The sequence below is a fragment of the Bradyrhizobium sp. S3.12.5 genome (assembly GCF_040548225.1).
In the GTDB taxonomy this organism is placed as follows: domain Bacteria; phylum Pseudomonadota; class Alphaproteobacteria; order Rhizobiales; family Xanthobacteraceae; genus Bradyrhizobium; species Bradyrhizobium cytisi.
Genome location: NZ_JBEPRF010000013.1, coordinates 165,478 through 187,345, shown reverse-complemented (window position 1 = coordinate 187,345; position 21,868 = coordinate 165,478). Strand labels below are relative to the sequence as shown.

Here is a 21,868-nt window from a genome sequence, read left to right as displayed (position 1 = left end):
CGATCAGGGCCGGGCGAGGGTTGCGCCGGCTGCGTCGAAGATGTGCAGGTGGTCGGCGGCGAAGCGGATCGCGACCGCATCGCCGCGGTGGAACTGTGACTGGCCATCCTCGCGCAGCGTGATCTGCGGCAGGCCGGGGGCCGAGGCATAGATGAAGGTCTCGCCGCCAAGCCGTTCGACGAGGTCGACTGTTGCTGTGAGCATGCCCGTGTCGGGCGTGGCGTCGATATGCTCGGGCCGGATGCCGAGCGTCACGGTCGCGCCGGCGGCGAGGCCGGAAGGGGCGCGAGGTAACGCGACGTCACGTTCGCCGACCGTGAGGCGGAGCATGCCGTCGTCGGAAACCACCACAGCCGGCAGGAAGTTCATCCGGGGCGAACCGATGAAGCCGGCAACGAAGGCGTTCGAGGGGTGATTGTAGAGCTCGAGGGGCGTGCCGATCTGCTCGATCCGGCCAGCTTTCAGCACCACGATCCGGTCGGCAAGTGTCATGGCTTCGACCTGATCGTGGGTGACATAGATCATGGTGCCGCCCAGCTTGGCATGCAGCGCGGCAAGCTCCTTGCGCGTCGCGACGCGCAACTCCGCGTCGAGGTTCGACAACGGCTCATCGAACAGAAAGATCTTCGGATCGCGCACGATGGCCCGGCCGATGGCGACGCGCTGGCGCTGTCCGCCGGAGAGCGCCTTGGGTTTGCGGTCGAGATAGTCCGTGAGCCGCAGCATGGCGGCGGCGCGCTCGACCCGCTCCTCGATCTCCGCAGGCTTCAGCCTCATGTTCTCGAGCGCAAAGGCCATGTTCTTGCGCACGCTCATGTGCGGATAAAGCGCATAGGACTGGAACACCATGGCAAGCCCGCGCTCGGAGGCCGGCAGATGGGTGACGCGCTCGCCGTCGATATGGACCTCGCCGCTGGTTACGTTTTCGAGGCCGGCGATGACGCGCAGCAGCGTCGACTTTCCGCAACCGGACGGTCCGACGAAGACGACGAATTCGCCATCCTTCACGGCGAGATCGATGCCGTGCAGCACGTCGATGCTGCCGAAGGATTTGCGTGCGCCCGTGAGTTTCAGTTCAGCCATGGTGATAGCCCCGATCGGTCATTTCATTCCGGTCGAGCCGATGCCCGTCGTGATGAAGCGCTGGAGGAACACGAAGACGAGCGCGACGGGAATGAGCGTCACGACCGTCATCGCAAGCAGGTAATGCCACTGGGTCTGGAGCTCGCCCTGGAAGGCATTGAGCGCGATCTGCAGCGTGTAGACCTCGGTCTTGGTCAGCACCGCGAGCGGCCACAGGAATTCGTTCCAGCGCCACATGATCGAGAAAATTGCCAGGACCGCCAGCGCCGGCAGGGTCAACGGCATGACGATGCGCCAATAGATCTGCCACTCGGACGCCTTGTCCATGCGCGCGGCCTCGATCAGATCCTTCGGCAAGGTCAGCATGTATTGCCGCAGCAGGAACACGCCCGTCGGCGTCGCGGCACCCGGCAGGATCACCGCCCAAAGCGAGTTGGTGAGGCCGAGCTCGGTCACCACCAGATAGACCGGCACGAGGATGATGGTCACCGGGATCATCAGCGTCCCGATCACCGCCAGGGTGGCCGCCTGCTTGCCGGGGAACTGATAGACGGCGAGCCCGTAGGCGGCCATGGAATTGATCAGCAGCGTGATCAGCGTGGCGATCACCGTCACGAATACCGAATTGTACAGGAAGCGCAGGAAGGCGAAGCGCTGCAGCGGCTCGCTGTAGTTCTCGGTCGCAAGCGCGACGCGGCGCACCGGTTCGCGCTTGTCGATCGCGACGCGGAACTGTTGCGAGGGATCGGCGGGATCGACCATCTGGGCAATGAGCCCGATGCGTCGGACCTGCGCCAATTCGCGGACCGTGCCGTCGGGAAGCTTGGCGCGGAACAGCGGCAGCTTCTGCGGCTGACCTGATACCGTCACTTCGACCTGTGCGAACGGGAGCAGCGACGGGGGAAATTCCAGCAGCGCGCTCTGGGTCTTGAACGATGACAGCACCAGCCATAGCACCGGTCCGAACATCAGGACGACACCGAGCGCGAGATAGACGTAGGCCGCGATGTCGGTCCAGTGCAGCGGACGTCCGGGCCCGTTGCGACGCTGACCGAGCATGCTTGAAAGGCGCATGGTTGCCATCTCAAACCTCTTTGCGCCGCGCGGCGGCGAATTGCAGGAGCGTCAGGACAAAAAGCACGACACCGAGCACGACGGATGCCGCGGCAGCGAGGCCGAAATTCTGCACCTGGCTGGAGAACGCGGTCTCGTAGATGTACTGGACCACCATCAGCGTCGCGGTGCCGGGACCGCCGCCGGTCAGCACGAAGACCTCGTCGAAGGTCTGAGCGCCCTTGATGAGCGCGAGCACGATGACGACGATCATGTTCGGCCACAGCAACGGCAGCGTGATGCGTAACAATACGCGCCAGCGCGGCGTCGCGTCCATCTCCGCCGCCTCGTAGAGATCGGCGGGTATAGCTTGCAGGCCGGCGAGCAGGATCAGGGTGTAGAAGCCCATATGGGCCCACACCGAGACGAATACTGCCCAGAACATCGCCCAGCCCGGATCGACGAAGAACAGGATCTTCTGACCGCCGAGCGTGGTGATGGCGGCGTTGAGGAGCCCGTCGCGCTGCAAGATCCATTTCCAGATCAGTGCGACCACCACGGGCGACAGCAGCACGGGAAAGAAATAGACCGCCCGGAAAAAGCCCCTTCCACGGATCTTCATGTTGAGGACGAGCGCGGTGACGAGCGAAAACAGCACCATCGCCGTCACCTGAAAAACGACGAACTTTGCGGTATTGGCGACGCCGCGCCAGAAGTGGTCCTCGCGGCAGCTCGATGGATCGAGATAGGAGCCGCAGTCGAGCAGATAGGCGAACTGGTCGCCGCCGACATAGGGACGCTGCGAGGGAAACAGCGCCGTACCGCCGGTCACCGAGAACACGACGTTGATGCCGATCGGCAGGAATACGAACAAGCCGAAGAAGACGAAGTTGGGAAGCAGGAACACGTACGCCATGCGCCGCGCACCGATCATGCGCTGCATCCATCGCATCGGCGGATCGAGCAGCCGCAGCGCGACGCCAACCGGCAGGACCGCGACCTGTCCGAGCCGGGCGAGCGCGCCGGTTGCTATGCCGCGCTCAGGTCGGATCGTGGACGAGATGCCCGACATCACACTGATCCTCCGGCCCGATGAAGGCGTTGCCGTCACTTCTTGTTGCGTTCGGCTATCTGCTGCGCGACGTCGGCGGTGATGCGCTTGTAGGCGTCCTCGAGCGTCGTCTCGCCCGAGACCGCCTGCCCGAGCCGGCTGATGACGGCGTTCAGGACGATTCGGCTATTGCTATAGCCCTGGATCCGGTAGGCGATCGGAGAAATCTGGGCCGCGCTTGCGGTGAAGACCTTCAGCGCGGCGGCGGCTTCCGGGCTGGCCGTCGGATAGTCGAGGCCCTTCTTCGCGAGCCCGAGGTGGCCGGGCACGAACAGCGAGCGCGAGTAGAACTCCGCCAGCACCGGTTCGCTCGCGAGATAGTCCATCACCCGCGCGACTTCTTTGGGATGCTGGGTCGTCTTGAAGGCCACAAGACCGGCGCCGCCCGGCATGCTGCTGCACCCGCCCGGCCCGCAGGGGTTGGGGACTGCCACCCAGTCGAAGGCATCGCCGACGGTCTTGGCGAACTGACTAATCTGCCACGATCCGGACAGATACATCACGACCTGCGCATTCTTGAATTCGTCGTTGGCGCCGCGATAGGCCGTGCCGGAGACCGAGCCCCACAGCTCCTTCGACATCACGCCGGACTTATGCCAGTCGTAGACCAGCTGCGCCGCGCGCTTGAAGCCTACGTCGACGACATCGGGCTCGCCATTCGCCCCGAACACCTGCGTGCCTTGCGAGACCGCCAGTGCATAGAAACGATGGCCCGAGCGGTCGAGCGCCAGCGGGAACGGCGCCTGGACCTTGTCCGCCACCTGCTTCGCCGCCTTCGCCCAGTCCTCCCAGGTCGACTTCTCGCCCGGCATCGCGACCCCGGCCTGCTCGAACAGGGTCTTGTTGACGAACGGACCGGTGACGGTGAGCTGGGTCATGAAGCCCGGGATTGCCTTGGTATCGCCGGCCGGGCGCATCCATTCGAGGAAAGGGCCGAAGTTCGTTTCCCAGTAGCCGGGGTCCTTGAGAAAGGGGCGCATGTCGAGGGCGAAGCGCGACAGGCCGCCCATGTCGACGACGCGCGCCATGTCCGGGCCCTGGCCGGAGGCCAGCTGCACCGGCAAGGTCTCGTTGATGGCCTTGAAGGGCACCTGATCGAGGACGATTTCGATGTCCTTGTTCTGCTCATGAAACCGCTTGAGCAGGTCGGCCATCACCTCCCCCTCGTTGCCATCCGAATACCAGGTCATGCGCAGCGTGGTGGTCTCGGCCGCGGCCGGCCCGCCGAACGCAGTGGCGGCCAGCAGGGACAGTGCAAAGGACGCGATGACGGGCGTGGCGGCACGCATGGTCGAATCTCCTCTCCGCTCGCTGACCCGATGCGGGTCCGCGCGAGATCTGGCGCATGGGTCCGTTCTCGGACGGATCCTCAGCGCTGGCGTTTCCTTCAATATCGGCACCTGCTCAGGCGAATGCCTTACTCACGAATTGGGGCGCGTTATCCACAGACTGGGCAGCAGGTGGATAAACCGACATCCCCTTCCGCAAGAGCAAAAACATCTTTGGCAAACGTTTGCCAATCTGTCAATCTTCGTTTTGACGGCCTCCTTGCTTTCGGGGGACGCCCGGGGGGAACCTCGACAGCGGACACTGCGGATGACTATGAAAAGACAGTCGGATCAGACCCTGGGGAGGCCGATGCGGGAAGACGTCTCACTTGCCACCGTTGCGGCCCGCGCCGGCGTTTCGGTTTCGACCGTATCGCGGATCGTCAACGGCCAGACGCGACGCGCCTCCCCGGCCACGGTGGCGCGGGTCCGCGACGCGATCGAGGCGGTCGGCTACCGGCCAAATCCGGTCGGACGCGCGCTCCAGCGCGGCCAAAGTCAGCTCGTGGCGATGATCGCGGCCAATCTCGACAATCCGGCGATGGCGACCATCGCAAGTTCGACCGAAACCGCGCTGCGCGAAGCCGGCTACGTGATGATCCTCTGCGACACGCACGACCGCGCCGAACTTCAGGACGAGTATCTCTTTGCGATGCGGGCCCAGATGGTGCGCGGCTATGTCCTCGTCGCGGCGGTGCCTAGCCCCGGATTAAGCGAACTTTCCACCTCGGGCGCGCCGACAGTGTTCGTGAATCGTCGAAATCCGAGCGGCAGCGGCCCGTTCGTCGGTATCGACGATGCGGCAGCGGGTGCTGCCGTCGCCGACTATTTCGCCGATCTCGGTCGGCGCGTCCCCGCCGTTGTTTTTCCGCGGCTGAGCTCGTCCGCATCGCGGGACCGTGTATCGGGCTTCGTCGCCAGGCTGCGGGAGCGCGGATGGTCCGACGAGGCGATCGTCCGGGCCGACGGGGAGGGACGATCGCACCTCCAGGTCGGCTACGATGCCGGCGCGCGAATTTTCGACGGCCGCGACAGGCCGGACGCCATTCTCTGTGTGAGCGACCAGATTGCCTATGGCGTGAATCGTCGCGCGCTCGAATGCGGCCTGAAAATCCCTGGCGATTGCGAACTGGTCAGCATCGACGGCACGCCACTCAACAAGTGGGTCGCGCCCTGGCTGAAGTCGATCGAAATTCCCTACGCCGTCTACGGGGCGGAGATCGTCTCGGGCTTGCAATTGATCTGGCGAGGCGAACCCTTTGGCGAACGCCTGCTGCCCTGCAAGTTCGGCTGACATACGACCGTTCACGGGGGAGATTTGGCTGCATCTGCGAGCGGCGCGGTCGTGCCGCCTTTCGTCCGCTCAATCAGCCGGCGGATGGATAACGACACCGTACTGCTCGGCAATTGCAGCAATGGTCTCGATTGCCGGCTTATGTCCGCTCCGTTTTCCCAGCTCGTCGAAGGCGGCGAACATCCGATCGAGACCGCCGCCTGGCATCGCCAACACCAGGAGGCGCGCCGTATCGGTGCCCACATTGCGATAGCCGTGACGCCGATGGCGCGGGGCAAAGAGAAATGCGCCGGTGCCGAGACGCAACGGATCGGTCGCGCCTTCGACCTCGACCAGCACTTCGCCACTCAGCACATAGAATGCTTCGTCCTCACGGGTATGCGTGTGCGCCGGCGCGCCGCGGCCCGGCGGCACGATCGATTCCCATACCGAGAATTGCTGACCGGTATCGCTCGCCATTGCCTTGTAGCTGTGCGTCACACCGAGCACGTCGAGCGTAGGTCCGGTGCCGGGCGCCCGAAAGAGCGGGCTCAATCGCGAAAAATCGCGGCTTGCATCGCTGTTCATGGCAGTTCCCTCCGCGATCGGGTTGCGATGCGTTGTCGTCAAGTGGCAGTGAACCCGCCTGACGCGGCAACGTTCCTCGCACAAAGGATGTGATGCGCCTGCTGAGGTTGCGCGATGGTGGAACCGGCCTTGCCCCTTGCTGGAGCACCACTTGTCGCAGCTGCAGCACCTACCAAATGAACGGAGGTGGTCGCACCTGCGCATCGGTATCCATACTGGGCCGGTCATTTCCGGTGTCGTCGGCAACCGAAGGATCACCTTCGATATCTGGGGCGATGCGGTTAACACCGCGTGGTTCATGGGAGCGTTCGGAGTCGCGGGGCGGATCAACGTCTCGGAAACTGTGGCCGGACACGGCCATGGGCTATTCGAACTCGAGTCGCGCGGTCCGATCGAAGCCAAGCACGAACGCGCGCACGAAATGTTCTTTCTCAATGGCTTGACGAAGGAATATTCGCGCAATGGAGACGGCTATTTGCCGAATGACCATTTTTTTGCCGAGTATAACCGTATCGGCGGTTCGCGGTTGGCCCCGGATTGGTGAGGGCCATCACCGTCCCAACGCTGCTGGTTGTTGCTGAGCGCAGGCTTGCCGAAGATCGGGAAGATTTCCCAACGCGCTGTGGGCATGGCTCCTTGGACTGCGCTTGTCCGCTCTGATCCAATCCGGTCGACACTTTCGCGCGGGCTGCGTGATGAGCTCGGTCCTCAGCCAGCGAAGGAGCAAGTTCCGCTCCAGTGACGAGGTTGCAGCGATGAGCAGGAGCTTGCGCACGAATGCTGCCAGAGCGGCAATCCTCGCTGCCGGACTTTTCGTCACGGCTCCTTTGCTCGCGAGTGATCGTCAGCACGGTCAAGGCGCAAGCGATACCGAGATCAGGATCGGCCAGACGATGCCCTATAGCGGCCCGCTTTCGGCATCCTCCGTGATCGGCAAGGTACAGGCAGCCTATTTCCGCATGATCAACCATCATGGCGGCGTCAATGGACGCAAGATCAATTTGATTTCCTACGACGATGCGGCGACGCCGTCCAAGACCGTCGAGCAGGTCCGCAGGCTCATAGAGAGCGACGAAGTGTTGTTCACATTCCAGACGCTTGGCAATGCCTCGAACATCGCGGTCCAGAAATATCTCAACGACCGCAAGATACCCCAGCTTTTCGTGGCCGGGCGGTCGACGCGTTTCGAGGATCCGGTCAACTTCCCCTGGACGACGGGATTTGCTCCCAATCTGCGCACGGAGATTCGCATCTACGCGCGCTTCATCCTGGATAACTATCCGAATGCCCGAATCGGCCTGCTCTATCAGAACGATGAGAGCGGCAGGGATTATCTGAACGGGTTGAAGGAAGCGCTCGGCACAAGAGCAGCCGAACTCATCGTCAGTGACGTTTCATACGATGTGTCGGACCCGACCGTCGACTCGCAGGTCGTGCGCCTCAAGGCGGCCGGTGTCGACGTCCTCGTCAACATGGCTGCCTCGAAATTCGCCGCCCAGGTCATCAGAAAGATGGCAGAGCTCGATTGGAAGCCCGTTCACCTCCTTGGCGTCGGCTCGTCCTCGATCGACGCGGTCCTGAGCCCCGCGGGCATCGAGAACGCAAAGGGCATCATCTCGGCGAGCTCGTTCAAGGAGGCCGATGATCCGAGCTGGCGTGATGACGAAGGCATGAAGCGATGGAGCGCCTTCATGGACGGCTATTATCCGGGAGGCGACCGGAAAAGCATCTTCACGGTCTACGGCTATAGTGCCGCCGAGCTGCTGGTGCAGGTCTTGAAGCAATGCGGCGACAATCTCTCGCGCGAGAATGTCATGGCGCAAGCGACGAGCCTGAAAAACGTGAAGCTTGATCTGCTGCTCCCGGGGCTCTCCGTCAACACCGCCCCGACCGACTATCGTGTGGTCAAGGAGTTTCGAATGATGCGTTTCACGGGCGATCGATGGGAGGCGTTCGGACCGATCGTCACTGATTGATCCGCGCGGCTGCGAGCGATCGCGGTTCGCGCGATGTCCCGGCGATTGCCGCAGTATTTCATGCGTCGCTTTCGCGACGAGCCCGCTCTCTTGCGTCTGATGGGGTCATGCAGAAGCGGCGGCGGAAGGTGCGCGTGAAATAGGAGAGGTCGCCGAAGCCAACCTTGAAAGCGACGTCGGTGATGGCGCGATTGGAAAAACGGGGATCGCTCAGCATCCGGTTGGCTTGGACTAACCGTTGTTCAAGGACATATTCCGTGAACGTGGTGCCTTCGCTCTCGAACAGCTTCTGAATGTAGCGCGGCGTGACGCTATGGTGCAAAGCGACATAGGTGATCGACAGCTCGCGCCGGCCGAGATTTTCGACAATGTTCGACATGATTGCTCACAGCCTTGCCGAGCGTATCCCACGTCCTTCAACGAGAATTGCCGCGTCCTGTGTGGCGCCGAGTGCGGATGCAAGCAGGTCGTGGATATGCGTGACAGCGAGGCGCTGTAACTCGGGGTCGCAAAGCTTGTCAGCTTCGTTGACAATGCCGAGATAGCTCGTGAGCAGCCGCAGCGCTTCGCTGTGCTTCGAAATCGGACGGACGAGCATTGAACCCGCCTCGACGACCATCGGCGATATGGCGTCGCGCGGCACCGAGAGGGTCAGAAAGCGACCTCCCGAATGCAAGGTGCAAATGCTTGGTTCGGTCGCCGACATCAGCAACGCTTCCCCTACTCCTATGGTGGCTTCGCGGCCTCGTTGCGAGATGATGCCCACGCCGTTCGTGACCACGGCAAAGATGAGATTGTCGGCGGATTTGGTTGCGAGCTCGCGCGTCATGCGGTAGTGCGAGTCCGACCTGTGGCCGGCAGCCACTCCCAATCCCGGAAGCGAGCGCAACGTCACGCCCGCGCGAAACGGAGTGTCGTTAATCGGCTCGATGTCGAATTTTGCGATCGTGCGGCCATAGATCTCGCGCCACATCGCCAGACGCCGATGAACCGGAAAGGCGTCGGTCGAAATGTGCATGGGCGCGAACGGGACTGGCGCGTCGGTCATGGCCCTGTTTGTTACATAAGATCGAGCGGGGAGCGAGCCTTCCGAAAGGGCCGTCGGGTATTGAGGCGTCACCACCCGTGTTGCAGGATAGCACCACGCCGCTGGGGAATGACTGCGGGTACGCAGGGGTCCAGACGTCATTCGCTCCAGACCAAGCCGAGCCTCCGCCGGGGCTGCTAGCTTGAGATTGCCGCCTTCCTCCCACGCCCGAGCGCAAACTGCCCGACCGGCCCCTCGACATAAAATTCCAGCCCCGTCATTTTTGCGAACAGATCGATATTGCCGGTGCCGATGGCGCAGCCGCCGAGGCCCATGTCGGTGGCGGCCAGGTAGAACGTCTGGATCAGGCAGCCGACGTCTTTCAGGATCAGCGAATAGGCGATCGAAGAGTATTTCCAGGAGATCCGGCCGAAGCGCGCGGCGATCGTGATCAGGATCTGCGGCGGACCGGATGCTCCCATGGCAAATTCGGCGGCCATCGAAAGCGCCTGGAGTTGATTGGCGGAGGCGTCGATTGCGACCAGTGCGTGGCCGCCGGCGTCATAGTGATAAAGCCCGGGCGCAAGGCCCTCGCAGTTCGAGACCGTCAGGTACAGCTCCAGCTCATAGGCGCTGCCTGCGCCCGGATACGGTCTCGAGCTGTAGGTGACCTCCGGGCCGCCGTCGACATCGGCGCCGCTCTTCCATTCCGACAGCACGCGGGCGGTGGCGTCGAGAAACCGCGCGAGCTCGGCGAGCGTGACGGGATGCTGATCGTCGAAATCCCGTGTCGAGTGGCGCGCGCGTAGCAGTTTTGCGAAGGGCGACGCGGGCTCCGGCGTGGCGAATTTGCCGAGGGAGATTTTCTTGCCGCGCCAGGGCGGGCGCACGGCAGGCAGCGGCGGAATAGCCCCCGCATGCGCGTACGTGCCGCCAACCGGATTGGCGTGCCGGCCCTCCGTGCTCCGCGCGTGAAACACGAGGTCGTGGAAATCCCAGAGAGCGAGGTTGCTGTCGCCGTTTTCCAGGCGAAGGCCGTCTCCGTCTTTCGTGTCGCGCTTGATCAGGATCTCGCTGTCGAGCAGCAGTCCGAGCAGATCGAGGTTCAGGGAGGCCATCTGCTTGCGAAGCTTGCCGATCATTTGCGGTTGCGACAGGGCAGCCAGCGTGGCGGCGATGGCGGGATCGCAAATCCGGAACAGCGCGCCGGCGCGCGGCGATTCCAGCACCATCTCGTTGCCGCGCCGGCGCAGATAGGCGAAGCGCGACAACACGATCGTGTCGGCGCTCGATAGCTTGGCGCGTTGCGGCCAGTATCCGGCGATCTGGGGCTCGATGACCACCAGGTCTTGCGCGTCACGGGGAGAGAACAGGCGATAGTCGAGCAGCCCATGCTGCGCCAACCGCCGCACCAGAGCACGAAGCTGCCGCGCGAGGGTGCTCTTGCCGGCAAGGGAGGTGAGCGGCAGGCCGGTGGCCAGATGCCCCGCGCGCGCGATTGCCGCGGCGCTGAATTGTCCGAGGCTGACCGAATAATCGCCCGAGACCGCGGCAATGCTTCCGTCGGCCTGCATGTGAAGCGAGAAGCGGCCGTTCAGCCGGGCGGCGATGATGGGCGCGATTGTCCTGCTCGGCTTTTTCCGGGGAACGCGCAACGAGACCAGCCTTCAGGTGTGTGGCAGGAACGGAGTGAGCTCGCTTTCCAGCCGCGGGCGGTCCAGCAGCCCAAGCTTCACCGGGACGTCGTAAAGCCGGCCGGGCCCGAAGCGGCGATAGAAATGCCGCAGGCCCGGAACGAGCACCCTGACGACGGGGACCTCGACGTCGGGCCGCGTCTGGTCGAGCACGAGAAAATCATATCCTGCGCGGCCCGCGATCTCCACGCAGGCATTGACCTGGTCGCGCGTGTTGTCGTGAACTGTGATCCCAGGCGCCGGCGGGAGCAGCGGATTGTCGCTGGGGGTCAGGAACGGATAATCGTCCAGCCGCAGCGGTGTGACACCGTCAAGCGACGGCTTCTCGCCGCTGCCGCCGCTCATCATCCCGATCGACATGAACTGGGTCAGCTCGGTAAGCGAACGCAGCAAGGCGATGCGGCGATCGAAATGCGAGCCGGACCCGAACTCGATGTTCTCGTGTCCGTTCTGCATCCAGTGCATGATCGCAACATAGGAGGGAATGCCGAGATCGCTGGTGATGTCGAGCACCCAGAGCCGGCGCCCCGCATCGGCAAACTGGCTCTGGAGATCCCGCACGTAGGAATCCTCGAATTGCGAGAGATCGAGTTCGGCACGCTGCACGCGGTTGTACCACCAGATCGCGTAGGCATCGCGTTCGACCAGTTCGAGGAAACCTTGAACGATGGCCTCCTCGCGGGTGTTGCCGGCAGCGCATCCGTTCGAATCGGTGTGGAAGCCGCCATAGAAGAAATACAGCAAGCCGGTCGGAAGATATTTGAAACGCTTGTCGCGTAACGACCAGACCGGCGACCACTCGGTTTTGGTCGCGGGATCGAACGGCTCGGGAACCGGATGTGAATCGTCCGGCAGCGGGACATGCCTGTTCTGAAACTGCGTGTCACTGAAGAACTGGACGTCGTTGGGAAGAAGCGCGTCACCGGGAGCGAAATCGGCAAAGCGGCGCGTCGTCCTGATCTCGTCGCCCTGGAAGATGCCGGAATAGCGCTCGATCGCCTCCATCAGTGCACTGGCCTCGCCCTGCTCGGCCGTGGAGCCCTTGCCGAAGCTGCCGCCGCTCAGGCCGGACCTGAGCTGGTCGACGTTCCAGGCCGGCGCGGAGAAATTGTGGTGCGCAAAAAAATTGGTGTTCATCGGCAGGTCGACCTCGATCCGCTCGAGCCGCGACACCACGCCGGTCAGCGGGCTGACGTGCTTGCGGAACCGCGCCACGGTCGCTCGCGACGTCACGGTGCGGTATCCGCCGCTGGTCATGACCAGCTTTCTGCCCTCGGCAAGCTCGATCGGCGCTGCTGTTCGTCGCGGATTCCTGAGCTTCCTGCTGCCGCAGGTCGCGCATTGCGGGCGCTTCGCGACGTAGTGCTTGGCGATGGCCGCCCCGGTCAAATCGAAGCTTGCGATGTGATTGGTGAGATCGGTGCGAAATCCGGAGGCGATCGCCTTCGCGATTTCAATAGCAGCGAAATGGATCGCGGTCTCGCCCACGGTGTCGCTGACCAGCGGCGATATAGCCACCGCTTGCGCCGCGCCGCGGTCCAGAAATCCCTTGATCTCGCGATTGCGGATCATGCGATCATGCAGGCAGGTCCAGCAGGCGCTCTCGCCCGGCTTGAACACGGGCCCCACCAGCGGAAACGCGCCGGACGGCTGGACCAGCAGCCAGGGCGTCCCGTCGGCGACGCGCTGGCCGTTCAGTTCGGCGAGCTGCCGTTCGAGGTAGTCGTTCACAAGCGTGATGATGAGCCTGGGCGATCGCCTGGTGATGTGAACCCCGAGCTTGCCCAACGCTGCGCTCAGTTCGCTCGCGCCTTTGACGTCGATTGATTCGACCCGCACAGGCCAATTGCGCAGGTTCTCTTCGGCGACCTCCGGAGGCAGGCCGAGGCTTGCCCAATATCCGGCGACGGCGCCTGCGTGCGATGCTCCGTTGACGACGTAGCGGCGCTCCAGCAGCCGCCTGATTGCTTCCTCGATCCCGGTGACGGGAAAACTCTTCGAGAGCTGGCGGATGATCTCCGGCGCCGTCTTGCCGTTCTTTCCGATTGCGCTTGCCACGGCGCAATAGAGATCGCCGTGCAGGAAGAACTTGCGGTTCTCGGAATAGAGACAGACCGCATTGGGAGGAAGCAGATAGGCGGTGAAGTTTGGTGCGAATCGCAAAATGTCCTTGCGGGTCTGCTTCGCAGCGTTGCTCTTTCGCTTGACTGTCATCGGGTCAGCACGCGGATCCTGTTCCCGTCATGTCCGATTGCCGGCGCACGACGGAGCTTGAAGCGGCCCGACTTGTGCGCCGAATTCGACCGGCCTTCTTCGAACAAGTTGGAACACACTCGCTCGCCATCGGCAAGCTAAGGAGCCGGGCGAAACGAATCCTGTGGCGACAACAGCAAATTGGCCGGGGTCGTTAGCGAACCCGGCCAATGAAATCGCGACCTGTCGATGTCCGGTCAAGAAGCGCCAGCGCCTAGCACCAGCGGCAGCGGCCCCATGATGCGCAGCATCCTGTGCATGCCACCGGCGCAACAACGGCGCAGCCAATGCCAACGCCACAACCGACGCCGCAGCGACAGGCTCTGCAGCCTGCGCAGCCTCGGCAGCCACCGCAACCTCTGCAACCACCGCATCCTCTGCAGCCGCCGCATCCGCGCGCAAGCAGCACGCCGCTGAGAGTCTTCTCGTCACTAGCGAGATGGAAGGTGGCGAGATTGACGTCGGCGAGCTCTTCCTCGCTGAGCGCAGAGAACTGGCCAGGCGAAAAATTCACTCGTTGTTGAGGCTCGTCCGCCGGCACTGCGGACGCCATCGCGCTTCCCGCCATCGAAAAGGTCAGTCCGGCAAATCCGAGCGCCGGTACTGCAGCTTTGGTCATTCGCTTCTTTTTCGAAGCTTGCTTCGCTCGCTGCACGGCTGCATCCTCCATGGTCGGAAGAACGATCTTCTACAATCATCCTACGCCGAGCAATCAAAGCGGGCAAGATTCGCGTGAACACGAAATGTAATGGCGCTGGTTCAGATTGCATTCATCTTCATGAATGGCATTGCCACAAATTCCTGTCCAAATTCCCTATCGATGACACGGGCTGCGGCGCATGATGCAGTGCGCAACCGTCTGTCCGCGCGAACGGGGACACTAGCTTGGTCGTTCAACTCGGACGCTTCGTTTGGTATGAGCTTCTGACGACGGATATGCCGTCGGCGGCTGCTTTTTACGCCGGGGTGGTCGGCTGGGCTGTGAAAGATGCCTCGAGCCCGGAACTGGCTTACACGCTGCTGGCTGCAGGCGACGCTCCGGTCGTCGGGCTGATGGATCTCCCCGAAGAAGGGGTGCGAATGGGAGCAACACCGAGATGGCTCGGCTACGTCGCCGTCGATGACATGGATGCGCGGGTCGCGCAGATCCGCCGGCTTGGAGGCGCGATCCTCGTCGCGCCGACCGACAGCAACATCGGCCGCATTGCGGTGGTCGCCGATCCGCAAGGAGCGACGTTTGCGCTGGTCACCGGGCTGACATATGGCCAATCGCAGCAGAGTGGGTTGGACCAGCCCGGGCGCGTGGGCTGGCACGAGTTGCTGGCTGAAGACCGAAGCAAGGTCTTTCCGTTTTACGGCAAGCTTCTCGGCTGGCAACAGGCCTCCACTGAGGCCGACCCGGCAAGCGTGTACGAATTGTTTTCGGCGGCCGGGCAGACGATCGGCGGCATGCTCACCAAGCTTCCGAGCGTACCGCAGGCGTGTTGGCTCCATTACTTCAATGTCGAGGACGTCGGGGTGGCGGCCCGGCGGGTCGATGCCGGCGGAGGCCGGGTTCTTCAGGAGCCGATCGAGTTGCCCGATGGTTGCTGGATCGTGCGATGTGTCGATCCCCAGGGCGCCCTGTTTGCACTGCAGGGGGCGTGGGATCAAAAGGGCATCGCGCGTTCCTCCGCCCCGGAGGTCACCTGGTCCGCCAAATGGGGTGACATTGCTTCACAGGGCCGGATGGTGCTTCACAAGACGAAGCGCTAGGACGAGACGCTTCGCGGGTCATCGACCTGGTTGTTTCAGGCGCACTTGGCGGGACCGGAGCCCTGCTTTTCGGATCGCGCCCGCTTCCTGGCACTCCGCTTGCTCAGTCAGGGCCAAAGCCCGGCCTCAACTGGGGGGCCGTTTCAGGTTGAGGCAAGCGATGCAGGAAGTGTCCCGTTCTGGTGCAGCTGGAGAGCTCCGGCTTGATGCGTTGATCGCCGATTTGTGGTGGCGTGTCCGGCTGCTCAACACCGACATTCTCGAGGAAGAGGCCCGGGTCGGGGTGTTCGACGCGCAGCAGCCGACCTATCCGCCGCGCGCGGCGAACCTACGCGCGCGCCGCGACAATCTGGTCTCGACGATCGGCATGCTCGAGCAGCGCGCCAAATCGACGTCCGAAGCGGCTTGAGAGCCGCCTCATACCGGAAATATCAGTGATCTCGCGAGCCTGACCAGATCGACTTGGCGGCGGCAGCCTGTCTTTTCGAACACATGAAGCAAATGGCTCTTCACGGTGGCGACGGACACGCCGAGCAGTCCTGAGATCGCGTCGCGGGTATGGCCCTCGCAGATGAGCTCGAAGATGCGAATCTCGGCTGGCGTCAAATCGTAGAGCTGGTTGAGAGCGACGTGAGACATCTGCGGCGGTCCGGAGGCTGACGCCACGAACAGGGCGGCGGCAGCGCGCTGGATCAGGCCGGCGCGCATGTGACCGCGTCGCAGCGGCAGAACGTGGATGACGAGCGGGTCGCCGCTTCCGCGAAGGATCGGGATGCCAATGCCCTTCTGGCCAAGTGCCGCCTCGTCCTTCGCGGCCTGCACGATGGCCGATTGCAATGAAGTGGTCGTCGTCGCCGACTGAACCGCGATGCGGCCATGTCGCGTCAAGATCGGATCGCCGGCCGCGAGCATCGCGGTAGCGACGGCGTTGGTGTGAACGATCTGCGACTCCTCGTCCACCAGGACGACACCGACCGTCAGGGTCTCCACGGTCTCGGAGAATGCCGCGGCTTCGACCGTCTTCATGTCGAACAGATTGCTGATGGTCACGGCGCGGCGGATGTGAGGTGCGAGCAAGCGTAATCCGTTGAGCTGCGCATCGCCGATGGCGCCGGCGGACTCGTGCTGGCTGAAGATCGCGTTGCCGACCATCGTCCCGTCGCGCACGAGGCCGACGGCGACGGCGTCGAACAGGCCCTTGGGCAAGGCCCATTCACGATAGTAGCGATTGCTGGAAATGATGTCCTGCCGGACGGCCTGGGATTGAACGATGGGTTCTCCGAGCGGGTATTGCTGAATGCGCTCGGCGCCGCCCCAGAGCTCGATGATGTCGGGCCCATAGCCGATCGCATTTTGAGACATCTGGGTCAGGTCGGACCCGGAGACGGCATTGACGACGGCCTTCATGTTGGTGAGGCTGGCCACTGAAAGCGCGCCGGTGGCGAATCCGAACTCGGTGCATACCTCGTCCAGAACTCCGGCCCACCGTTCAGGTGCGATCACACAGTCATAGACAGCACCGATGAGATCCGAGAATTTCTCGACTGAAACCCGCTGCATTCCAAACTACTCACTTGAATATCACCGGCGTCAAAATCACCGACGTCGCTTGAAAATCGCTCCCGAGCCGATCGATCCGCCAATGGCGAATGTCTCAGCTGTTGGCTCATGGTCTTACCACCGCGATTCCGCGGCGCAAAAGGGGTACTCCGAGCACAAACTCTTGTGACGCCTTTTGGCCGGATGCCGTGGCTTTCGTGAATGCCGGGAGATCTGCGCTCGACGGCGGAGATCCTATCCTCGGTCTGTGGGATGTCCTGAGTAAAACTTCGGCAGATGTCGCGCTGCGTATGCAGACTAAATCGAGTTGCAGCAGTGGATGATGCAAAAGTCCTTCCTGAAAATGCCATTGAATGATGGCGGGCAAATGACTCAAGGGCTCGCAACGCGCCGGTCCCCTTCCGGTTCCATTCCGCTCGATTCACGCCGCCCTTGTGCTATTGCTGTCCTGCGCAACGATGCGAGGTTTCCATGCTCCCCATTCCCGCTGACATTTTCACCGAGCCCGAGGACGTCTCGCCCGACAGTCTTGCCAATCTCGGGCCGCTCCGCCGGCTCGCCGGCACCTGGCAGGCGGACAAGGGCATCGATATCAATCCGAAGGCGGAGGGGCCGGAGCGGCGGACCTTCATCGAGCACATCCGGATGGACCCGATTGATCCGCAGGCCAACGGGCCGCAGCTGTTCTACGGGCTGCGCTATCACATTCACATCAACACGCCCGAGGAAGACATCACCTTCCACGACCAGGTCGGCTACTGGCTCTGGGAGCCCGCGACCGGGTTGATCATGCAGACGCTTGCGATCCCGCGCGGGCAGGTGCTGCTGGCCTCCGGCCAGGCCAAGCCGGATGATAAAAAGATCTCCGTCACGGCGAAGCGCGGCGACACCGCTTACGGGATCTGCTCGACCGACTTCCTGGAACAAGCCTTCCGCACCGATAGTTACCGCTGCGACATCAGCTTCAACGACGATGGCAGCTGGAGCTACGAGATCCAGACCGAGTTGTTCGTCCGCGGGGCGCCGTTCAACCATCATGATAGTAATACGCTTCTGCTGGTCGCGCCGCCAAAACTCAATCCGCTCGCGGTGATCGTGAACAATCGCGCCAAGGATGGTAAGCCGGCCTGACGAGCGGGCACGGAGAATTTGCATGAAGCCTTACGTCATTTGCCTGATGCACGCGAGCCTCGACGGCCGCACCCATCCCAGCCGCTGGCGCCCGAAGGGCGCCGGCACCGACTGGTTCGAGAAGATCCATGACGAGCTCGGCGGCGATGCCTGGGTGATCGGCCGCGTCACCGGCTCCGAGTTCGCCAAGGGCAAGCCCTATCCCGGGACGGCGCGCGAAATACTCCCGCGCGAAAACTGGTTGGCGCGGCGCGATGCGGAAACCTATGGCGTGGTGCTCGACGCGCACGGCAAGATCGGCTGGGGCCGCTCTGACATCGGCGGCGATCCGATCGTCGTGGTGCTGACCGAGAGCGTACCGGATTCGCATCTCGCCGGCCTGCGTGGCGAGGGCGTGTCTTATATCTTCGCCGGAAAGTCCGAGATCGACCTCGCATTGGCCATCGAGATTCTCAATCGCGAGCTGGGCGTCAAGCGCCTGCTGGTGGAGGGCGGCGGCGTCGCCAATGGCGCGTTCCTCCGCGCCGGCCTGATCGACGAATTCAACCTGATCCTCAGCCCCGCGATCGATGGTGCCAGGGGTGCACCCTTCGTGTTCGATTCGACGGACGCCGACAGCGACAAGCGCGCGCCGCTCGCCGCGATGACGCTGGAGAGCACGCGGCAGCTCGGCGGCGGCGTGCTGCTGCTGCGCTACCTGATCCAGAACGACGCCGCGCGCCAATAAGCAACGGCAATGTCGAACAAGTCAGAGCATATCGTCATCGTCGGCGCGGGCGCGGCCGGCTTGATGGCCGCGCGCGAGCTTGCGCGGGTGGGGAAACGCGTCACAATTCTGGAGGCGCGCGACCGTTGCGGCGGACGCATCCATCCGCTGCCGGCGTCGGCGTTCGGCTATCCCGCCGATGGCGGCGCCGAGTTCGTCCATGGCGAAGCGCCGGTCACGCGCGGTCTGCTGAGCGAGGCGGGGCTGTCGCTGCAGGCCATCGAAGGCACGCAATGGAGCTTTGACGGCACAAAACTCTCGCGTGAAGGCCGGGACAATCCGCATGAGGCCGAGCTTCATGCCGCGCTGAGGGACCTGAAGGACGACCTCACCGTCGCCGAGTTCCTGCACCGACATTTTGCAGGCGATCAATATGCGCGGATGCGGCACACGATCGAACGGATGGTCGAAGGCTACGACGCCGCCGAACCCGAGCGCGCCTCGACGCTGGCCTTGCGTGCGGAGTGGATGGACGGCGGGCACCATTCGCAGGGGCGCGTCGTCGGCGGCTACGGCGCGTTGATTGCGTTTCTGGCGGCCGAATGCTGCAGGCATGGCGTTGTGATCCACCTCAATTGCGCGGTGGTGGCGATCGAAGAGGGCACCACCGTTGCGGTCCGTTGCGCGGGCGGCGAGGCGTTCACCTGTGACAAGGTGATCCTCACCGTACCGCTACCGCTGTTGCGCGAGATCGCGCTGCCGCAAGCCGCGCGCGAAAAGGCGGCCGCGGCGGCCGACATCGGCTTCGGCAATGTCATCAAGATCCTGCTGCGCTTCACACGGCCATGGTGGCGCGACAGGGCGGCGGATCTCGCCGATCTCACCTTTCTGCTGTCGGACGAGACGATCCCGGTGTGGTGGACGCAGAATCCATCCGAACTTCCCGTGCTGACTGGCTGGTTCGGCGGGCCGCGCACCGCCGCGCTGGCCGGACTCAATCGACGGGGCTTGATCGACGCCGGTATCGACTCGCTCGCCGCGATCTTTGGACTTTCACGCAATGATCTCGTAGGCGACCTCGTGGCGGCGGAAGCCGCCAACTGGGCGCGCGATCCCTTTGCGCGCGGCGCCTATTCCTGGGCGACGCCGCAGACGCGGACGGCGCAGGAGAGTCTCGCGCGCGCCGACGGGGTGGTGTTGTTCTCCGGCGAGGCGCTCTATCGTGGCCGCGATATGGGCACGGTGGAGGCGGCACTTGCGAGCGGCTTGGAGACGGCTGGCCTCATCCTGCAGCGTTGAGAAAGAAGGCCCGCATCTCTGCGGGCCTCCCATCTCACCAGCGATTGGCGCCGAAGCCAAACGTCACGCTGGGACCGCCGCCGCCATAATAGCCGTAGGGTCCGCCGCCGTAATAACCTTGGTGTCGCGGATAGTAGCCGTAGCTGCGATAGTGCGGCCGATAGTAGCCGTGATGATGAGGGTGCCAGCGATGATGGCGATGGCCGTAATGGCCGTGCCTGTGCTGCGCGCTGACGTCGGTCGATTGGCTGACTTGCGCGTACGGCTTGGCCTTGCCGCCGCTTGCCGCGTTGGCTGCGGACGCGGTGAGCGCAGCCGCACCGATGGCCATCGCGACAAAAAGATACTTCATGTCATCACTCCAGTTGAGATGTCGAGTGACAACAGATGGGCGTTTGTTGCGTTCCGGCGAGTGCGGGCGTCGAAACGACGCAGACGATCAACGCGCAATCGCGCTGAGATTTATTGTCGCACCGCTGCGAGCGAGCAGATCACGTCGTTCGTGGTCACGATGCGGGCAAATTCACCGTTCAGGTTCGACAGCGTCATCGCGTGGATGGATTCGGCCGAGTGCGTGTCGCCGTCGGGGCCGACGCGATCGAATGTCCAGGTCGCGTCGCGCACGAGGGCCGCTTCGAAGCCGAGATTGCCGGCCATGCGCGTCGTCGTTTCGACGCAATGATTGGTGGTGGCGCCGCAGATCACGAGCGTGGCGATGTCGCTCGCGCGCAGGCGCTTCTCGAGGTCGGTGCCGATGAAGGCGCTGTTGACGCGCTTGACGATCACAGGCTCGCCGGCTTGCTCGCGCGCCTCGTCCTTGACGGCGTAGCCGGTGCGTGAGGGCAAAAACGTCGAGTTCGGCTTGGTGCCTCGGTGGCGGATGTGGAAGATCGGCGCGCCGCTGGCCCTGAACGCCGCGAGCAGATCAACAATGCGCGCCACCGCATCCGGATTGTTGCGCCGCTTGCCCGCTGCCTCCCATTCGTCGAATGCGCGCTGGACGTCGACGACGATGAGGGCGGGGAGGGCATGAGGCATGGCGTGCGGATTCCGGAGCTTGTTTGCTGGGTCAAATATGTCGGGCGATCGGGAAAGAGCACAATGCCAATCTTCCCTCGTTTCGCGACGCTTCTCGTGCCCCGGACGCAGCGCAGCGTCTCTTCGACGGTGCGCCGCAGGGCCTGGGCCCATGTTTCCACGAGTACTCTTTGCAGCCTGGGTCCCGGCTCTGCGGAGCAGCGCTACGCGCTGCACCGCGTCCGGGACACGAGAGTGGATTGCGCGGGCAGCGCCCCCTCATGGATGCGGATCGGGAAAGCCATGCCGCTCGGACAGGGCAGCGAGAATGGCGTCTTTCTCGGCGATGCCGCTACTTGAACGGATCCTGGATCGACGGCGAGGACTGCCTGATGCGGCGCACGCTCACTGGCTTGCCGTCGGAGACGAACAGCAGCTCGTATTTGCGGCCCTCGTTGTCGGTGGCAGAGCAGGTGACGTCGTTGACCTTCTTCGCAGCGAAATTGCCGGTCTGGCGGCAGGTGCCGGTGGAGGTCTGCTCCGCCGGCACCGGCAGGCCGTCGACCTTCGGCCGGGTCTTGGAGTTGAGCAGCATGCGGTCGATCGGCAGCTCATAGGAATTGTCGTCCGCCCGCTTCCCGTTCTCGCCGGAGAACGACACGACGTGGTTCTCGTCGGAGGGATCGTCGACGGCGACCGCGAAATTGACTCGGCCCTTGTCGTCATGGGCGTATGCCACGGTCTTGCAGGCAAAGGCGCGCCCGGCAACCCTGAGCGTTTTGCAATGGCCCGACATCAGCGCCAGCATGTCGATGAAATTATTCAGCCGGATCGGCGGATTGTTCACCGGGATCGTGCTGGAAGATCCGGCAAAACAAGGGCTTGCGAGGGAGAGGAAGAGTGCAGCCAGAACCGGCCGGCTGAGGCGCATCGTCAGGATCATGTGCCAGGGGGCCACGGACAGGCGAAAGTTCCGCCCAATCACCATCGAATCGCAAACTGGTTGCGATCCCG

21 protein-coding genes are annotated in these 21,868 nt (G+C 63.4%); 8 read left to right on the top strand and 13 right to left on the bottom strand.

From position 1 onward, the window contains the following. Positions 1 to 3: 3 nt before the first annotated feature. From ABIC09_RS20915 to ABIC09_RS20900, 4 genes are read right to left on the bottom strand one after another with little or no spacing between them, the layout of a single operon-like run. Entirely contained in the window at positions 4 to 1,083 is a 1,080-nt protein-coding gene (locus ABIC09_RS20915; RefSeq protein ID WP_354110404.1) for an ABC transporter ATP-binding protein, read from the bottom strand. An 18-nt stretch (positions 1,084 to 1,101) separates the two neighbouring features. Beyond that, positions 1,102 to 2,157 (bottom strand): carbohydrate ABC transporter permease, encoded by a 1,056-nt coding sequence (locus ABIC09_RS20910; protein ID WP_148749920.1) that lies wholly within the window; start codon positions 2,155 to 2,157, stop codon positions 1,102 to 1,104. Positions 2,158 to 2,167: 10 nt separating this feature from the next. Further along, complete coding sequence (locus tag ABIC09_RS20905; RefSeq protein ID WP_502916394.1) at positions 2,168 to 3,208, bottom strand: carbohydrate ABC transporter permease; 1,041 nt, start codon at positions 3,206 to 3,208, stop codon at positions 2,168 to 2,170. A 35-nt stretch (positions 3,209 to 3,243) separates the two neighbouring features. Continuing rightward, the gene (locus ABIC09_RS20900; RefSeq protein WP_354110403.1) at positions 3,244 to 4,536 is read right to left on the bottom strand and encodes an ABC transporter substrate-binding protein; all 1,293 of its coding nucleotides are present in this window, start codon (positions 4,534 to 4,536) and stop codon (positions 3,244 to 3,246) included. Here ABIC09_RS20900 and ABIC09_RS20895 point away from each other — a divergent pair. Beyond that, on the top strand, positions 4,535 to 5,869 hold the full coding sequence (locus ABIC09_RS20895) for a LacI family DNA-binding transcriptional regulator (RefSeq protein WP_354110402.1): 1,335 nt from the start codon (positions 4,535 to 4,537) through the stop codon (positions 5,867 to 5,869). The genes ABIC09_RS20900 and ABIC09_RS20895 overlap by 2 nt on opposite strands. Positions 5,870 to 5,938: 69 nt before the next feature. Here the strand turns inward: ABIC09_RS20895 and ABIC09_RS20890 are convergent, their stop codons facing one another. Then, a complete protein-coding gene (locus ABIC09_RS20890; RefSeq protein ID WP_148749922.1) occupies positions 5,939 to 6,436 on the bottom strand; it encodes a cupin domain-containing protein in 498 nt (165 codons plus the stop codon). Between the two features lie 151 nt (positions 6,437 to 6,587). Here ABIC09_RS20890 and ABIC09_RS20885 point away from each other — a divergent pair, with 151 nt between their 5' ends. Together ABIC09_RS20885 and ABIC09_RS20880 are read left to right on the top strand one after the other, a co-directional pair. Beyond that, a complete protein-coding gene (locus ABIC09_RS20885; RefSeq protein WP_354110401.1) occupies positions 6,588 to 6,980 on the top strand; it encodes an adenylate/guanylate cyclase domain-containing protein in 393 nt (130 codons plus the stop codon). Between the two features lie 211 nt (positions 6,981 to 7,191). Beyond that, complete coding sequence (locus ABIC09_RS20880) at positions 7,192 to 8,412, top strand: ABC transporter substrate-binding protein (protein WP_354110400.1); 1,221 nt, start codon at positions 7,192 to 7,194, stop codon at positions 8,410 to 8,412. A 58-nt stretch (positions 8,413 to 8,470) separates the two neighbouring features. On the opposite strand, the gene ABIC09_RS20875 is transcribed toward ABIC09_RS20880, so the two are convergent. From ABIC09_RS20875 to ABIC09_RS20860, 4 genes are all read right to left on the bottom strand, one after another. Then, the gene (locus tag ABIC09_RS20875; protein ID WP_354110399.1) at positions 8,471 to 8,791 is read right to left on the bottom strand and encodes a helix-turn-helix transcriptional regulator; all 321 of its coding nucleotides are present in this window, start codon (positions 8,789 to 8,791) and stop codon (positions 8,471 to 8,473) included. A 6-nt stretch (positions 8,792 to 8,797) separates the two neighbouring features. Continuing rightward, positions 8,798 to 9,460 carry an AraC-like ligand-binding domain-containing protein gene (locus ABIC09_RS20870; RefSeq protein WP_354110398.1) on the bottom strand — a complete coding sequence of 221 codons (663 nt, stop codon included), beginning with the start codon at positions 9,458 to 9,460 and terminating at the stop codon, positions 8,798 to 8,800. 176 nt (positions 9,461 to 9,636) lie between these two features. Further along, positions 9,637 to 11,013: a SagB/ThcOx family dehydrogenase gene (locus tag ABIC09_RS20865; RefSeq protein WP_354110451.1), complete on the bottom strand. Its 1,377-nt coding sequence runs from the start codon at positions 11,011 to 11,013 to the stop codon at positions 9,637 to 9,639. Positions 11,014 to 11,106: 93 nt separating this feature from the next. After that, positions 11,107 to 13,347, bottom strand: coding sequence for a TOMM precursor leader peptide-binding protein (locus ABIC09_RS20860; RefSeq protein ID WP_354110397.1), 2,241 nt, complete (start codon positions 13,345 to 13,347; stop codon positions 11,107 to 11,109). 924 nt (positions 13,348 to 14,271) lie between these two features. Here ABIC09_RS20860 and ABIC09_RS20855 point away from each other — a divergent pair. Both ABIC09_RS20855 and ABIC09_RS20850 read left to right on the top strand, forming a co-directional pair. Further along, complete coding sequence (locus ABIC09_RS20855) at positions 14,272 to 15,141, top strand: VOC family protein (protein ID WP_354110396.1); 870 nt, start codon at positions 14,272 to 14,274, stop codon at positions 15,139 to 15,141. Between the two features lie 160 nt (positions 15,142 to 15,301). Then, entirely contained in the window at positions 15,302 to 15,550 is a 249-nt protein-coding gene (locus ABIC09_RS20850; RefSeq protein WP_354110395.1) for a hypothetical protein, read from the top strand. Positions 15,551 to 15,558: 8 nt separating this feature from the next. Here ABIC09_RS20850 and ABIC09_RS20845 read toward each other — a convergent pair whose 3' ends face one another. Further along, the gene (locus ABIC09_RS20845) at positions 15,559 to 16,701 is read right to left on the bottom strand and encodes a helix-turn-helix transcriptional regulator (protein ID WP_354110394.1); all 1,143 of its coding nucleotides are present in this window, start codon (positions 16,699 to 16,701) and stop codon (positions 15,559 to 15,561) included. Positions 16,702 to 17,172: 471 nt separating this feature from the next. On the opposite strand from ABIC09_RS20845, the gene ABIC09_RS20840 reads away from it, so the two are divergent. From ABIC09_RS20840 to ABIC09_RS20830, 3 genes are read left to right on the top strand one after another with little or no spacing between them, the layout of a single operon-like run. After that, positions 17,173 to 17,832: an FABP family protein gene (locus ABIC09_RS20840; RefSeq protein ID WP_354110393.1), complete on the top strand. Its 660-nt coding sequence runs from the start codon at positions 17,173 to 17,175 to the stop codon at positions 17,830 to 17,832. A 22-nt stretch (positions 17,833 to 17,854) separates the two neighbouring features. After that, positions 17,855 to 18,559 carry a RibD family protein gene (locus ABIC09_RS20835; protein WP_148749929.1) on the top strand — a complete coding sequence of 235 codons (705 nt, stop codon included), beginning with the start codon at positions 17,855 to 17,857 and terminating at the stop codon, positions 18,557 to 18,559. Between the two features lie 9 nt (positions 18,560 to 18,568). Continuing rightward, positions 18,569 to 19,837 carry a flavin monoamine oxidase family protein gene (locus ABIC09_RS20830; protein ID WP_354085659.1) on the top strand — a complete coding sequence of 423 codons (1,269 nt, stop codon included), beginning with the start codon at positions 18,569 to 18,571 and terminating at the stop codon, positions 19,835 to 19,837. A gap of 34 nt (positions 19,838 to 19,871) precedes the next feature. On the opposite strand, the gene ABIC09_RS20825 is transcribed toward ABIC09_RS20830, so the two are convergent. From ABIC09_RS20825 to ABIC09_RS20815, 3 genes are all read right to left on the bottom strand, one after another. Then, positions 19,872 to 20,189: a hypothetical protein gene (locus ABIC09_RS20825; protein ID WP_354110392.1), complete on the bottom strand. Its 318-nt coding sequence runs from the start codon at positions 20,187 to 20,189 to the stop codon at positions 19,872 to 19,874. Positions 20,190 to 20,299: 110 nt separating this feature from the next. Further along, positions 20,300 to 20,875: a cysteine hydrolase family protein gene (locus ABIC09_RS20820; RefSeq protein WP_354110391.1), complete on the bottom strand. Its 576-nt coding sequence runs from the start codon at positions 20,873 to 20,875 to the stop codon at positions 20,300 to 20,302. A 331-nt stretch (positions 20,876 to 21,206) separates the two neighbouring features. After that, positions 21,207 to 21,785, bottom strand: a complete 579-nt coding sequence (locus ABIC09_RS20815) for a hypothetical protein (RefSeq protein ID WP_354110450.1) — start codon at positions 21,783 to 21,785, stop codon at positions 21,207 to 21,209. Between the last annotated feature and the right edge of the window lie 83 nt (positions 21,786 to 21,868).

Excerpts from the sequence above, each read along its gene's own strand:
- ABIC09_RS20915 (WP_354110404.1), bottom strand. The coding sequence starts at position 1,083 with ATGGCTGAACTGAAACTCACGGGCGCACGCAAATCCTTCGGCAGCATC.
- ABIC09_RS20910 (WP_148749920.1), bottom strand. The coding sequence starts at position 2,157 with ATGCGCCTTTCAAGCATGCTCGGTCAGCGTCGCAACGGGCCCGGACGT.
- ABIC09_RS20905 (WP_502916394.1), bottom strand. The coding sequence starts at position 3,208 with ATGTCGGGCATCTCGTCCACGATCCGACCTGAGCGCGGCATAGCAACC.
- ABIC09_RS20895 (WP_354110402.1), top strand. The coding sequence starts at position 4,535 with ATGGTCGAATCTCCTCTCCGCTCGCTGACCCGATGCGGGTCCGCGCGA.
- ABIC09_RS20900 (WP_354110403.1), bottom strand. The coding sequence starts at position 4,536 with ATGCGTGCCGCCACGCCCGTCATCGCGTCCTTTGCACTGTCCCTGCTG.
- ABIC09_RS20890 (WP_148749922.1), bottom strand. The coding sequence starts at position 6,436 with ATGAACAGCGATGCAAGCCGCGATTTTTCGCGATTGAGCCCGCTCTTT.
- ABIC09_RS20880 (WP_354110400.1), top strand. The coding sequence starts at position 7,192 with ATGAGCAGGAGCTTGCGCACGAATGCTGCCAGAGCGGCAATCCTCGCT.
- ABIC09_RS20875 (WP_354110399.1), bottom strand. The coding sequence starts at position 8,791 with ATGTCGAACATTGTCGAAAATCTCGGCCGGCGCGAGCTGTCGATCACC.
- ABIC09_RS20870 (WP_354110398.1), bottom strand. The coding sequence starts at position 9,460 with ATGACCGACGCGCCAGTCCCGTTCGCGCCCATGCACATTTCGACCGAC.
- ABIC09_RS20865 (WP_354110451.1), bottom strand. The coding sequence starts at position 11,013 with ATGCAGGCCGACGGAAGCATTGCCGCGGTCTCGGGCGATTATTCGGTC.
- ABIC09_RS20860 (WP_354110397.1), bottom strand. The coding sequence starts at position 13,347 with ATGACAGTCAAGCGAAAGAGCAACGCTGCGAAGCAGACCCGCAAGGAC.
- ABIC09_RS20850 (WP_354110395.1), top strand. The coding sequence starts at position 15,302 with ATGCAGGAAGTGTCCCGTTCTGGTGCAGCTGGAGAGCTCCGGCTTGAT.
- ABIC09_RS20845 (WP_354110394.1), bottom strand. The coding sequence starts at position 16,701 with ATGCAGCGGGTTTCAGTCGAGAAATTCTCGGATCTCATCGGTGCTGTC.
- ABIC09_RS20840 (WP_354110393.1), top strand. The coding sequence starts at position 17,173 with ATGCTCCCCATTCCCGCTGACATTTTCACCGAGCCCGAGGACGTCTCG.
- ABIC09_RS20835 (WP_148749929.1), top strand. The coding sequence starts at position 17,855 with ATGAAGCCTTACGTCATTTGCCTGATGCACGCGAGCCTCGACGGCCGC.
- ABIC09_RS20830 (WP_354085659.1), top strand. The coding sequence starts at position 18,569 with ATGTCGAACAAGTCAGAGCATATCGTCATCGTCGGCGCGGGCGCGGCC.
- ABIC09_RS20825 (WP_354110392.1), bottom strand. The coding sequence starts at position 20,189 with ATGAAGTATCTTTTTGTCGCGATGGCCATCGGTGCGGCTGCGCTCACC.
- ABIC09_RS20820 (WP_354110391.1), bottom strand. The coding sequence starts at position 20,875 with ATGCCTCATGCCCTCCCCGCCCTCATCGTCGTCGACGTCCAGCGCGCA.
- ABIC09_RS20815 (WP_354110450.1), bottom strand. The coding sequence starts at position 21,785 with ATGCGCCTCAGCCGGCCGGTTCTGGCTGCACTCTTCCTCTCCCTCGCA.